The following is a 12,249-nucleotide window of genomic DNA, read 5'->3' on the forward strand; positions in this document are numbered from 1 at the left end:
AGAACCTCGGTGCGTCTCTCGCAAAGAGGACAGGATCCGACCTACATCCCGCGTAGTTTCTTCTCATCGAGTCCGGCGAACGACGAGAGGTGTTTCCGATGGTCATGCACGTGAACCCCGAGGCCCGCGGCGACGAGCGCGGCGCGCTCCTGGCCTTCATCGCCGAGCAGCGCGGCGGCCTGCGCCGCACCCTGCTGGGGCTGACCGACGAGCAGGCCGCCGCGAAGCCCAGCGCGAGCGAGCTCTCGCTCGGCGGCCTCGTCAAGCACGTGGCCGAGGTCGAACAGGGCTGGGTGGCCCTGGCGAGCCGGACCGAGCCGGACACCAAGCGCGACCCGGAGTCGTACGGCATCGGCTTCCAGATGGTCGAGGGCACCGACACCGTGCGGTCGCTGCTCGACTACTACGAGGACGTGGCGCGGCGCACCGAGAAGTTCTTCCACGACGCCCCCAGCCTGGACGACACCTTCCCGCTGCCCGACGAGCCCTGGTTCCCCGACGGCCAGGAGGTCTCGCTGCGCTGGCTCGGCCTGCACCTCATCCGCGAGACGGCCCGGCACGCCGGCCACGCCGACATCATCCGCGAGTCCCTGGACGGCAAGACCGCGTTCGAACTGGTGGGGCTCGCGCAGCAGGGCTGAGGGCACATCCCCGGGGGCCGCGCAAGTGCGCGGGTTCTACGCTGAGCGCATGTCAGCGATCCGCCTCCTGGTCCTCGGGGCCGTACGGCAGCACGGCCGCGCGCACGGCTACCAGGTGCGCAGCGACCTGGAGTACTGGGGCGCCCACGAGTGGTCGAACGCGAAGCCGGGATCGATCTACCACGCGCTCAAGCAGATGGCGAAGCAAGGACTGCTCCGCGCGCACGAGGTGGCGCCGTCGACGGCCGGCGGCCCGCCCCGCACCGAGTACGAGGTCACCGAGCGCGGCACGCGGGAGTACCTGACCCTGCTGCGCGAGTCCCTCACCGCGTGCGACCAGAAGCCGGACGCCCTCTCGGCCGCGCTCGGCTTCATGGTCGACCTGCCGCGCGCGGAGGTCGTCGCGCTGCTCCGGGAGCGGGTGCGGCGCATCGAGGAGTGGCGCGCGTCCGTCACGGAGCACTACACGCCCGAGGGCGGCCCGGAGCAGCTGGGCCACATCGGCGAGATCATGAACCACTGGGTGTTCACCGCCGACACCGGCGCCGAGTGGACCCGCGCGCTCGTCGCCCGGATCGAGGGCGGCGCGTACACCTTCGCGGGCGAGGGCGAGCCGTTCGTCGGGGTCCTCGCGGACGGGCAGGAGAACCCGTACGCCGCGCACTGACCGGGGTCGGTGCGCGTCAGTGGTGGAACGACGTCGCCGCGTCCTTGTCGCGGACCTGCGGGTGCGGCTGGCTGCGGAGGTCGGGCAGGATCCGGGTCAGATCGTCGACGAGCAGGGCGGCCAGGTCCGCCGAGAACCCGTTGCGGCACACGACGCGGAGCACGGCGAGGTCCTCGCGGTGCGCGGGGAACGTGTAGGCCGGCACCAGCCAGCCGTGCTCGCGCAGCCGCCGCGACACATCGAAGACGTCGTACGCCGTCACGTCCGGCGCCGTCGTCACCGCGAACACCGGCAGCTCGTCGCCGCGCGTGAGCAGCCGGAAGTCGCCGAGCGCCTCGAACCGCTCGGCCAGCCCGCGCGCCACGTCCCGCGACGCCTGCTGCACCGCCCGGTAGCCGGCCCGGCCGAGCCGCAGGAACGAGTAGTACTGGGCGACGACCTGCGCGCCGGGCCGCGAGAAGTTCAGGGCGAAGGTCGGCATGTCGCCGCCCAGGTAGTTGACCAGGAAGACGAGGTCGTCGGGCAGCGCGTCCGGGTCCCGCCACAGCGCCCAGCCGACGCCCGGGTAGACCAGGCCGTACTTGTGCCCGGAGGTGTTGATGGAGGCCACCCGGGGCAGCCGGAAGTCCCACACCAGGTCCGGGTCGAGGAACGGCGCGACCATGGCGCCGGACGCCCCGTCGACGTGCACCGGGATGTCGAGCCCGGTCCGCTCCTGGAGCTGATCGAGCGTCGCGCACAGGTCGGCGATCGGCTCGTACGACCCGTCGAAGGTGGAGCCGAGGATGCCGACGACACCGATCGTGTTCTCGTCGCAGAGCTCGGCGGCGGCCGTCGGATCGAGGTGGAAGCGGTCGCCCTCCATCGGGACCTGCCGCGCCTCGACCTCCCAGTAGTCGCAGAACTTCTCCCAGCAGACCTGCACGTTGATGCCCATCACCAGGTTCGGGCGGGCGTCGCGCGAGGGGTAGCGGTCCGCGTTCCGCTTCGCCCAGCGGCGCTTGAGCGCCATGCCGGCCAGCATGCACGCCTCGCTGGACCCGGTCGTCGAGCAGCCCACCGCGGCCGTCGGGTCGGGCGCGTGCCACAGGTCCGCGAGCATCGCGACACAGCGGTGCTCCAGCTCGGCGGTGCGCGGGTACTCGTCCTTGTCGATCATGTTCTTGTCCCGGCACTCGGCCAGGAGGACGTCCGCCTGCGGTTCCATCCACGTCGTCACGAACGTGGCGAGGTTGAGCCGAGCGTTCCCGTCGAGCATCAGCTCGTCGTGCACCAGCTGGTACGCGGTCGTCGGCGCGAGCGGACCGTCCGGCAGCCGGTGCTTGGGCGGCGCGTCGGTCATCCCGGCCGCGGGGTCGGCCGCGCCGTAGAACGGGTTGACGGCCATCGGGCGCTCGTCGCGTCCCCGGGACCGGTCCGCGGGACCGTGGTGCAGCGGAGGCATCGGCGACTCCTTCGTGAGCGGCGTCCCCCGCGCCAGCCTAGGCAGACATCGCGGAACGGGCATATCGGGCGCCCTGGCGTCGGGCTTGCACCTCACGCGGCGTGAGGACCCAAGCTGGGGCACGTACGGAGAACCGCTGCGGGAAAGGAGCGGCCATGACCTCCTCGGTCCACTCGGTCGGCCAGGTGGCCGGATTCGCCGGGGTCACGGTGCGCACGCTGCACCACTACGACGAGATCGGGCTGCTCGTCCCGAGCGAGCGCAACCACGCGGGACACCGCCGCTACACCGCGTCCGACCTGGACCGGCTCCAGCAGATCCTCTTCTACCGGGAGCTCGGCTTCCCGCTGGACGAGGTGCAGGCCCTGATCGACGACCCGGCGACCGACCCGCGCGAGCACCTGCGGCGCCAGCACGAGGTGCTGACCGCCCGCATCGAGAAGCTGCAGAAGATGGCCGAGGCCGTCGAACACGCCATGGAGGCGCAGAAGATGGGAATCCAGCTCACCCCGGAGGAGCGCTTCGAGGTCTTCGGGGACAAGGACCCCGAGCAGTACCAGGAGGAGGCCGAGCAGCGCTGGGGCAACACCGAGGCCTGGGCCGAGTCCCAGCGCCGCGCCGCCACCTACACGAAGGAGGACTGGCAGCGCATCCAGGCGGAGGTCGAGGACTGGGGCCGCCGCTACGCGGCCCTCGTCACCTCCGGCGAGCAGCCGTCCGGCGCCGCGGCCATGGAACTCGCCGAGGAGCACCGGCGGCACATCAGCCAGAACTACTTCGAGGTCTCCTACGAGATGCACGTCTGCTTCGGCGACATGTACGTGGCCGACGAGCGCTTCAAGGCGTTCTACGACGCCATGGGCGAGGGCGTCGCCGAGCACCTGCGCGACGCGATCCGCGCGAACGCGGAGCGGCACGCGGGGGAGTGAGGGCGCCGGCCCGGCTCAGGGCGCGGTGGTCTCCTGGGCGATGACGGCGGCGGTTCCGTAGGCGCAGACCTCGGCCGCTCCGTCCATCGCCTCCGTCACGTCGAAGCGGAACATGAGCACGGCGTTGGCGCCCCGCGCGCGTGCCTGCTCCACGAGCCGGTCCATGGCCTGGTTCCGCGTCTCGACCAGCGTCTTGGTGAGGCCCTTCAGCTCGCCGCCGATCATGGACTTGAGCCCGGCGCCGATCTGGCTGCCCAGGTGGCGCGAGCGCACGGTGAGGCCGAACACCTCGCCGATCACCTGCTGCACCCGGTACCCCGGGACGTCGTTCGTGGTGACGACGAGCACATCCGCCTGCGGATTCTGGCCGCCGCCGAAGTCTTCGATACCCATAACGACAGGTTTGCCACAGTTCACCCGGAGTGCATCCTGAGAGGGCCACTGGAACCTGGTGCCCGCGCGCGGCGTTGATAACTTTGCATCGCCGATCTGCATGGCACCGCATTGCCGTTGCCCTCACCCCCTCAGGAGCCCGGACCCGTGATGACGCTTGCGCTCGGACCAAGCTGGCTGGACCCGGACCATTTGCTGAACACGTTCGGTATCTGGGGCCTGCTCCTGATCGTGTTCGCGGAGTCCGGTCTGCTGATCGGCTTCTTCCTGCCGGGTGACTCGCTGCTGTTCACCTGCGGTCTGCTGATCACCGCCGGCACCCTCGACTTCCCGCTGTGGGGCGCGATCGGGCTCATCTGCCTCGCCGCGATCCTCGGTGACCAGGCCGGATACGTCTTCGGCAAGAAGGTCGGACCGTCGCTCTTCAGGCGCCCGGACTCCAAGCTCTTCAAGCAGGAGAACGTGCAGAAGGCGCACGAGTTCTTCGAGAAGCACGGGCCGAAGTCGCTGGTCCTGGCCCGCTTCGTGCCCATCGTGCGGACGTTCACGCCGATCATCGCGGGCGTCTCCGGGATGCGGTACCGGTCCTTCATCACGTTCAACGTGATCGGCGGTGTCCTGTGGGGCGCCGGTGTGACCCTGCTCGGCTCCTGGCTGGGGAACATCGAGTTCGTCCACAAGAACATCGAGGCGATCCTGATCCTGATCGTCCTCGTCTCCGTGGTGCCGATCGCGATCGAGTTCCTCCGCGCGAAGCGCTCCGCGAAGCGGGAGCAGGACGGGGCGCCGGACTCTTCCGGTGCGTCGTCCTCGCGGGGGCGCCACGCTCGTCGCTAGCCGCTCGGGGTCGGGGGGCGCCTTTTCGTCTGCCGGGTTCCTCCTCGTGGGCGGCTCTCCCGCCGTCGTGGCTGGTCGCGCAGTTCCCCGCGCCCCTGGAGATGCGCACTTCGTGCGCCATCTCCAGGGGCGCGGGCGTATCGGGGAAATGCGACCCGAAGGGTCTGCATTTCAGGGGCGCGGGGAACTGCGCGAGAAGCCCCACCGGGCGGCACCCGGCGACGAGACCTCACCAGGCAGGACCGGGACCGGGTCCCGCTAAAAACCTCGCGTGCGCTTGGCCGCGCGGCGGCCCTCCGCGCCGGGGGAGCGGATGAAGAGGCGGGAGATCTCGCCGCCCAGGTTCACCCCGATCGCGATGGCCATCGCCAGCGCCGCGGCCTGCGACAGATACACGAGCCCCGCGTTCACATCGTTGTGCGCGATGGCCAGCAGCCCGAAGTACGTCGCCGAACCGGGCAGCAGCGGCCCGATCGCCGCCGTGACGTAGGGCAGCGCGGACGCGAAGCGGTACCGGGAGAAGAGCTGGCCGAACAGGCCGACGAGCCCGGCCGACGCCGCCGTGGACGCCACCGGCGAGATCCCGCCCGCCACGTGCATCGCCCCGTAGACGACCCAGGCCACCCCGCCGTTCAGCGTCACCATGAGCACCGTGGAGCGCTCCTGCTGCAACAGCACCGCGAACGCCAGGGACAGCGCCATCGACGCGGCGATCTGCCAGTACGGCCGGTCGATGACCTTGAGCGCGGCCTCCGGGTTCAACTCGGCGTGCAGCTGCACACCCACGTAGAGCATGATCAGCACGCCGATCACGATGCCGACGAAGAAGTACATGACTTCCAGGAGCCGGGCCGCCGCCGTGATGTAGAAGCCGGTCAGACCGTCCTGCACGCCCGCCACGAGCGCCCGCCCGGGCAGCAGCGCGAACAGTCCACCGGTGATCACCGCCGAGGCCCGCACGTCGACGCTGGCGAGCGTGAGCAGGATGCCGATGCCCGCGGGCGGCATCGCGGCGGCCAGGAACTGGTAGAACTCCGGGAACCCGCGCCCGGCGCACAGCCACGCCAGCCGGTCGCCCAGCATCGCGCCGATCGCCGCGGCGAAGAACACGATCAGGTCGCCGCCGACGAGGATCGAGGCCGCCCCGGCGAGCAGCCCGCTCGCCGCCGTGAGCGCCCAGCCGGGATACGGGTGCCGGTTGCGGCGGATCTCCGCGAGGCGCCGGTAGGCCTCCTCCAGGGACACCTCGACGTCCTCGTCGCTGATGTCGTCCACGAGCCGGAACACGGCCGCGAGCCGGTTGTAGTCGGTGCCCCGGCGCCGCACCGTCCGCGAGGCCGTCACGGGGTCGTCCACCAGCGAGGGCTGGAACGTGATCGACAGCAGGGTGAACGTCACCGTCGGCTCGCACCGGTCGAGCCCGTAGGACCGGCACACGGCGAACATCGCCGCCTCCACGTCCTCGGCGCCCTCGCCCCCGGCGAGCAGCAGCTCCCCGATACGCAGCGTCAGGTCGAGCACGCGCGGCACGGCCGGCCCGGTCTCGTCCTCCTTGTGGACCTTCTCCGGCGCGGGCCGCTCGGCCACCGGCATGCGCAGCATCGTGCGCATCCGGTCCTGCCAGGGAGCTTCCTTGGTGAGCCGCACGACCGGGATGCCCTGCGCCGGGGTGAACGCCGGCGGCGACTGCCGTGAGCTGTATGTCCTCGGCGGCGTGAAGGCCGAGCCCTCCACCTCCACGACCTCGGCCGCGTGCACGCTCAGCCCCTCCGGGACCGAGAACTCCGAGGTGGTCGAGGAATCCTCCTCCACCACCGGAGCCGGCGGTGCGACACCGCTCGGCTGCGTGAACGCGCTGCGCGCCTCGTCGGACTGCGGCTTGCGGTCCTCCGGCGCCTCCGACTCCCGCTCCGACACCTCTCGCCCTTCGTACGACTACGTACGCGTCTGCCTCCCGTACGCCTCAGTATGCGCACGGATACACGAACGGGCCGCACGACCCCGGTCGGGGAGGTGCGGCCCGTTCGACGCGAAGCGTCAGGCGCGGTGCGTCAGGCGCGGGGGTCAGTGACCGCCCTGGTCCTGGGCGCGCTTGTAGGAACGCTCGATCTCGGCCTCGGCCTCGGTGCGGCCGACCCAGTCGGCGCCCTCGACGGACTTGCCGGGCTCGAGATCCTTGTAGACCTCGAAGAAGTGCTGGATCTCCAGGCGGTCGAACTCGGAGACGTGGTGGATGTCGCGCAGGTGCTCCATCCGCGGGTCCGTCGCCGGGACGCACAGCAGCTTGTCGTCGCCGCCGGCCTCGTCCGTCATACGGAACATGCCGATGGCGCGGCACTTGATGAGGCAGCCCGGGAACGTCGGCTCGTCCAGGATGACCAGGGCGTCCAGCGGGTCGCCGTCCTCGCCGAGGGTGTTCTCGACGTAGCCGTAGTCCGTCGGGTAGGCCGTCGACGTGAACAGACGACGGTCGAGGCGGATGCGACCGGTCTCGTGGTCGACCTCGTACTTGTTCCGCGATCCCTTAGGGATCTCGATCAGAACGTCGAACTCCACCGGTGGCTCCTCCATGATCAACACAAACGTCTGGTGATGCAGTGATTAAGTGTCCCTCACGCAGGTGTGTGATCGCGAAAGGGGCTGGTCCGCGGTGCCGGAACTGAAGGCTTCGCAGCTCTTGACGAGCGTGGCGAAGACCGCTGCGCTGACCAAGACCAAGCACGTGACGGTGGGTGCGACGGCGGTGGGTCTCGCCCTCGCGGCCGTCGTCGCGGTCTCGGCCGGCCCTTGGGACGCTTCGGGTCAGCGTAAGGCCGAGGCGGACCGGGCGGCCTCTCCGGAGGCCCTTGGTGGCGCACATCACGGCCGCAGGGCCCCCGCCGCCCCGGCCGCGCCCAGCGCCCCCGCCGTCCTCGCGGCCCCCGGAGCGTCCGTGCCGGGCCCCGCGAAGGACGCCCTCGCCGAGGTCCTCGACCCGCTCCTGAAGGACGCCGCGTTCGGCCCGCGCCGCGCCGCCGCCGTCGTCGACGCCGTCACCGGAGAGCGGCTCTACGGCAAGGCCGCGGGCGACGCGCTCACCCCGGCGTCCACGACCAAGCTCGCCACCGCCGTCGCCGCGCTCACCGCCGCGGGCCCCGACCACCGCATCGCGACCCGGACGAAGCTGGAGAAGGACGGCAAGGAGCTCCTCCTGGTCGGCGGCGGCGACCCCACCCTCACCGCCCGCAAGAAGAACCCCTACGGCGCCGCCAGCCTGCGCGATCTCGCCGACGACACCGCCGCCGCCCTCAAGAAGGACGGCATGACCGAAGTCACACTCACCTACGACACCTCGCTGTACTCCGGCCCCGACACCCACCCCATCGGCCCCAACGAGAACCTGGCCCGGGTCAGCCCCCTCATGGCCGACGAGGCCCGCCTCGACGACTCCGGCAGCGGGCCCGCCCCGCGCGACGGCGACCCCGCGGCCGCCGCCGCCCGGACGTTCGCGGGCCTGCTCCACGACCGCGGCGTGCGCACCAAGGGCGACCCCGCCCCCTCCAAGGCGTCCGGGCAGGCCGAGGACGTCGCGAAGGTCGAGTCCCCGCCGCTGTCCGCCCTGGTCGAGCGGATGCTGACGCACAGCGACAACGACATCGCCGAGGCCCTGGCCCGGCAGACCGCGATCGCCGCCGACGAGTCCCACGACTTCGACGGCGCCGGGACCGCCGTCAAGAAGCAGCTCGAGAAGCTCGGCCTGCCGCTCGCCGGCGCCCACTTCGCCGACGGCAGCGGCCTCGACCGCGCCGACAAGGTCTCCGCGAACCTGCTGACCGGCCTCCTCGCGAAGGCCGCGGACCCGCACCGCCCCGCACTGCGCCCCGTGCTCACCGGCCTGCCCGTCGCCGGCTTCACCGGCACCCTCAGCAGCCGCTACGCCGACCCCGCGGACGCCTCCGGCATCGGCCTGGTCCGCGCCAAGACCGGCACGCTCACCGGCGTCAACGCCCTCGCCGGGTCGGTCGTCGACGCCGACGGGCGCCTCCTCGTCTTCGCGTTCATGACCGAGGGCGCCCCCGCACCCCAGGCCGCCCAGGCGGGCCTGGACCGGCTCGCGTCCTCCGTCGCCAACTGCGGCTGCCGCTGAGCCCGGGGGCCGGACTCAGGGTTTCGTCAGGGTTCAACCCCCTCCGCGTACGCGAGGGGTCACGTACCGTTGACGCATGACGAGCATCGGCGGCGCTGCCTCATCAGGGATGGTCGACTGGAACCTCGCGGTGGCCACCGCGACCCGACTCGTACGGCCCGGCCCGGAGGTGAGCCGCGACGAGGCGCGCGCCATCGTCGCGGAGCTGCGCCGGCACGCCAAGTCCTCCGAGGAGCACGTGCGCGCCTACACGCGCATGGCCACGGACCGGGAGCACGACACCCCCGTCCTCGTCGTCGACCGCCCCGGCTGGGTGCGGGCCAACGTGGCGGGCTTCCGCGAGATCCTCAAGCCGCTGCTCGACAAGATGCAGGAGCGCCGCGGCCCGGGCGCGGGACCGGCCGTCCTCGGCGCCGTCGGCGGCAAGGTCACCGGCGTCGAGCTCGGCATGCTGCTGTCGTTCCTGTCCTCGCGCGTCCTCGGCCAGTACGAGACCTTCGCGCCCGCCACCCGCGACCTGCCGGCCGCCCCCGACGGCGGTGGCCGGCTGCTGCTCGTCGCGCCGAACATCGTGCACGTCGAGCGTGAACTCGACGTGGACCCGCACGACTTCAGGCTCTGGGTGTGTCTGCACGAGGAGACGCACCGCACCCAGTTCACCGCCGTGCCCTGGCTGCGGGACCACCTGGAGGGCGAGATCCAGTCGTTCCTCGCCGAGACCGACGTCGACCCGTCGACGTTCCTGGAGCGCATCAGGGAGGCCGTCCAGTCGCTGTCCGGCGGGCGCCCCGACACCGAGGAGGACGACGGTGGCCGCTCGCTCGTCGAGATGGTCCAGTCGCCCGCCCAGCGCGAGATCCTCGCCCGCCTCACCGCCGTCATGTCCCTCCTGGAAGGGCACGCGGACTACGTGATGGACGGCGTCGGACCGGCCGTCGTGCCGAGCGTCGGAGAGATCCGCGAGAAGTTCAAGGAGCGCCGCCAGAAGGGCGCCTCCCGCCTCGACCTGGCCCTGCGCAAGCTCCTCGGCCTCGACGCCAAGCTGCGCCAGTACCGCGACGGCGAGCGCTTCGTACGGGCCGTCGTCGACCAGGTCGGCATGGACGGCTTCAACCGGGTGTGGACCTCGCCGAACACGCTCCCCACGAAGGCGGAGATCGCCAAACCGGCGGACTGGGTCGCGCGGGTGCACAACAAGACGGACGGCGCGACGGGCGGCGCGCACGGCGAGGACTGAGCCCGGCGAGGGGGCCCCGCGCGATCGGCCACGCCAGGAATGGCGCAGGATCACCCATCCGAGGGACCGTGGGTCGTGGGCAGGCGTGCAATGCTCGGTGAATGGCTCGCTTCTGTCACCATCGACACACTCTGCGTGACCGAAGTCACCGAGTCACCGTTGAGCGACTGAGCCGTGCCACATCGGTTCATAGTTGGCGCCCCACCCCCTCAGACAACGGAATGAAGGGAACCGGACATGGGTCCCCATCCTGCGGTCGCAGCGATACGCCTGGCGGTCCGCCGCGTCCTCCACGACATCCTCGACACGCACCCCCAACCCCCCGCGGGTGACCGGCCGTTGGTCCTGGTCGCCTGCTCCGGCGGCGCCGATTCCATGGCGCTCGCCTCGGCCCTCGCCTTCGAAGCACCCAAACTCGGCGTCCGCGCCGGCGGTATCACCGTCGACCACCGCCTCCAGCCCGGCTCCGACGTCCGCGCCGAGGACGTCGTCCTGCGCCTGACCTCGCTCGGTCTGACCCCCGCCGAAGCCGTCGCCGTCGACGTGGGCCGCGCCGGCGGGCCCGAAGCCGCCGCCCGCGACGCCCGCTACGGCGCCCTCGACGCCGCGGCCGAGCGCCACGGCGCCGCCGCCGTCCTGCTCGGGCACACCCGCGACGACCAGGCCGAGACCGTCCTGCTCGGCCTCGCCCGCGGCTCCGGCATCCGCTCCCTGTCCGGAATGGCCGCGGTCTCGGGGGCCGCCGGCCGTTACCGGCGCCCCTTCCTCGGGCTCGACCGGCAGACCGCCCGCAAGGCCTGCCTCGTGCAGCACCTGCCCGTCTGGGACGACCCGCACAACACCGATCCGGCCTACACCCGCTCCCGGCTGCGCCACGAGGGGCTGCCCGCCCTGGAGAAGGCGCTCGGCAAGGGTGTCGTCGAGGCACTCGCCCGGACGGCCCAGTTGTCCCGGGACGACGCGGACGCGCTCGACGCCTGGGCGCAGCAGGCCGCCGAATCCGTACGGGACGCGGCCGGGCTCCTCGAATGCGCCAAGCTGTACGCGCTGCCGCCCGCCGTACGCCGCCGCATCCTGCGCAGGGCGGCCATCGAGGCCGGCGCTCCCGCGGGTGCCCTCTTCGCCCGCCACATCGAAGAGGTCGACCGCCTGATCACCGGCTGGCGCGGTCAGGGGGAGATCAATCTCCCGGGCAAAGTCGTCGCCCAGCGTCAGGGTGGCAGACTGGTCATCCGGCAAGGCTGACTCGGCGGCTCACGTCGCGGCGGCCGGTGGGACGACCGAAAGTGATGCGGGTGGACGCGAAAGACATGGGCACCGACCTTCAGTCGGTGCTCATCACCAAGGAAGAGATCGACGCGAAGCTGGCCGAGCTGGCCGCGAAGGTCGACGCGGAGTACGCGGGCAAGGACCTGCTGATCGTCGGGGTCCTCAAGGGCGCCGTGATGGTCATGGCGGACCTGGCTCGTGCCCTGTCCACCCCCGTCACGATGGACTGGATGGCGGTGTCCTCGTACGGCGCGGGCACCCAGTCCTCCGGCGTCGTGCGGATCCTCAAGGACCTCGACACCGACATCAAGGGCAAGCACGTCCTGATCGTCGAGGACATCATCGACTCGGGTCTGACCCTGTCGTGGCTGCTGACCAACCTCGGCTCGCGCGAGCCCGCCTCCCTCGAGGTGTGCACGCTGCTGCGCAAGCCCGAGGCGGCCAAGGTCGACATCGACGTGAAGTGGGTCGGCTTCGACATCCCGAACGAGTTCGTGGTCGGCTACGGCCTCGACTACGCGGAGAAGTACCGGAACCTGCCGTTCGTCGGCACCCTGGCTCCGCACGTCTACGGCGGCTGAGCGCCCGTCAGCGCTCGTCGCGGCGGCGGGAACCCTCAGGGGATTCCCGCCGTTGGAGCATGCGAGGGGCAGATTCTCGGTCGTCCCCTGCGGCGTCGGGTGACAATGCTGGGGTACCGTCCGAA

At 71.4% G+C, this 12,249-nt stretch carries 11 protein-coding genes and 1 pseudogene; 8 read left to right on the forward strand and 4 right to left on the reverse strand.

The genetic code is table 11. The annotated features are described in order from the left end of the window. Nucleotides 1–98: 98 nt before the first annotated feature. Both ACZ4E1_RS12350 and ACZ4E1_RS12355 read left to right on the forward strand, forming a co-directional pair. The gene (locus ACZ4E1_RS12350) at nt 99–641 is read left to right on the forward strand and encodes a DinB family protein (protein WP_467538400.1); all 543 of its coding nucleotides are present in this window, start codon (nt 99–101) and stop codon (nt 639–641) included. 49 nt (nt 642–690) lie between these two features. Continuing rightward, nucleotides 691–1,308 carry a PadR family transcriptional regulator gene (locus ACZ4E1_RS12355; RefSeq protein WP_467538402.1) on the forward strand — a complete coding sequence of 206 codons (618 nt, stop codon included), beginning with the start codon at nt 691–693 and terminating at the stop codon, nt 1,306–1,308. 16 nt (nt 1,309–1,324) lie between these two features. Here ACZ4E1_RS12355 and ACZ4E1_RS12360 read toward each other — a convergent pair whose 3' ends face one another. Continuing rightward, nucleotides 1,325–2,752: a glutamate decarboxylase gene (locus tag ACZ4E1_RS12360; RefSeq protein WP_467538404.1), complete on the reverse strand. Its 1,428-nt coding sequence runs from the start codon at nt 2,750–2,752 to the stop codon at nt 1,325–1,327. 155 nt (nt 2,753–2,907) lie between these two features. On the opposite strand from ACZ4E1_RS12360, the gene ACZ4E1_RS12365 reads away from it, so the two are divergent. Then, nucleotides 2,908–3,681, forward strand: a complete 774-nt coding sequence (locus tag ACZ4E1_RS12365; RefSeq protein WP_467538406.1) for a MerR family transcriptional regulator — start codon at nt 2,908–2,910, stop codon at nt 3,679–3,681. 15 nt (nt 3,682–3,696) lie between these two features. Here the strand turns inward: ACZ4E1_RS12365 and ACZ4E1_RS12370 are convergent, their stop codons facing one another. Then, entirely contained in the window at nt 3,697–4,074 is a 378-nt protein-coding gene (locus tag ACZ4E1_RS12370; RefSeq protein ID WP_188338259.1) for a YbjQ family protein, read from the reverse strand. 147 nt (nt 4,075–4,221) lie between these two features. Between ACZ4E1_RS12370 and ACZ4E1_RS12375 the strand changes: the two are divergent. Further along, nucleotides 4,222–4,866, forward strand: a pseudogene (locus ACZ4E1_RS12375) (DedA family protein); the annotation flags it as partial. 303 nt (nt 4,867–5,169) lie between these two features. Here ACZ4E1_RS12375 and ACZ4E1_RS12380 read toward each other — a convergent pair. Both ACZ4E1_RS12380 and ACZ4E1_RS12385 read right to left on the reverse strand, forming a co-directional pair. Further along, entirely contained in the window at nt 5,170–6,828 is a 1,659-nt protein-coding gene (locus ACZ4E1_RS12380; RefSeq protein WP_467538409.1) for a threonine/serine exporter family protein, read from the reverse strand. Nucleotides 6,829–6,975: 147 nt separating this feature from the next. Then, a complete protein-coding gene (locus tag ACZ4E1_RS12385; RefSeq protein WP_188338262.1) occupies nt 6,976–7,467 on the reverse strand; it encodes an inorganic diphosphatase in 492 nt (163 codons plus the stop codon). 94 nt (nt 7,468–7,561) lie between these two features. Between ACZ4E1_RS12385 and dacB the strand changes: the two genes are divergently transcribed. The 4 genes from dacB to hpt all read left to right on the forward strand — a co-directional run bounded on the left by dacB (nt 7,562) and on the right by hpt (nt 12,124). Then, on the forward strand, nt 7,562–9,037 hold the full coding sequence (gene dacB, locus ACZ4E1_RS12390; protein WP_467538413.1) for a D-alanyl-D-alanine carboxypeptidase/D-alanyl-D-alanine endopeptidase: 1,476 nt from the start codon (nt 7,562–7,564) through the stop codon (nt 9,035–9,037). Nucleotides 9,038–9,113: 76 nt separating this feature from the next. Continuing rightward, nucleotides 9,114–10,274, forward strand: coding sequence for a zinc-dependent metalloprotease (locus ACZ4E1_RS12395; protein WP_467538415.1), 1,161 nt, complete (start codon nt 9,114–9,116; stop codon nt 10,272–10,274). A gap of 237 nt (nt 10,275–10,511) precedes the next feature. Beyond that, nucleotides 10,512–11,519, forward strand: coding sequence for a tRNA lysidine(34) synthetase TilS (tilS, locus tag ACZ4E1_RS12400; protein ID WP_467538417.1), 1,008 nt, complete (start codon nt 10,512–10,514; stop codon nt 11,517–11,519). A 44-nt stretch (nt 11,520–11,563) separates the two neighbouring features. Beyond that, on the forward strand, nt 11,564–12,124 hold the full coding sequence (gene hpt, locus ACZ4E1_RS12405; RefSeq protein WP_188341485.1) for a hypoxanthine phosphoribosyltransferase: 561 nt from the start codon (nt 11,564–11,566) through the stop codon (nt 12,122–12,124). The last annotated feature ends 125 nt before the right edge of the window (nt 12,125–12,249 follow it).

This window comes from Streptomyces sp. NPDC025806, assembly GCF_055558275.1.

What these genes read in the sequence shown, in the direction of transcription:
- ACZ4E1_RS12350 (WP_467538400.1), top strand. Translation starts at nt 99, where the DNA reads ATGGTCATGCACGTGAACCCCGAGGCCCGCGGCGACGAGCGCGGCGCG.
- ACZ4E1_RS12355 (WP_467538402.1), top strand. Translation starts at nt 691, where the DNA reads ATGTCAGCGATCCGCCTCCTGGTCCTCGGGGCCGTACGGCAGCACGGC.
- ACZ4E1_RS12360 (WP_467538404.1), bottom strand. Translation starts at nt 2,752, where the DNA reads ATGCCTCCGCTGCACCACGGTCCCGCGGACCGGTCCCGGGGACGCGAC.
- ACZ4E1_RS12365 (WP_467538406.1), top strand. Translation starts at nt 2,908, where the DNA reads ATGACCTCCTCGGTCCACTCGGTCGGCCAGGTGGCCGGATTCGCCGGG.
- ACZ4E1_RS12370 (WP_188338259.1), bottom strand. Translation starts at nt 4,074, where the DNA reads ATGGGTATCGAAGACTTCGGCGGCGGCCAGAATCCGCAGGCGGATGTG.
- ACZ4E1_RS12395 (WP_467538415.1), top strand. Translation starts at nt 9,114, where the DNA reads ATGACGAGCATCGGCGGCGCTGCCTCATCAGGGATGGTCGACTGGAAC.
- tilS (WP_467538417.1), top strand. Translation starts at nt 10,512, where the DNA reads ATGGGTCCCCATCCTGCGGTCGCAGCGATACGCCTGGCGGTCCGCCGC.
- hpt (WP_188341485.1), top strand. Translation starts at nt 11,564, where the DNA reads ATGCGGGTGGACGCGAAAGACATGGGCACCGACCTTCAGTCGGTGCTC.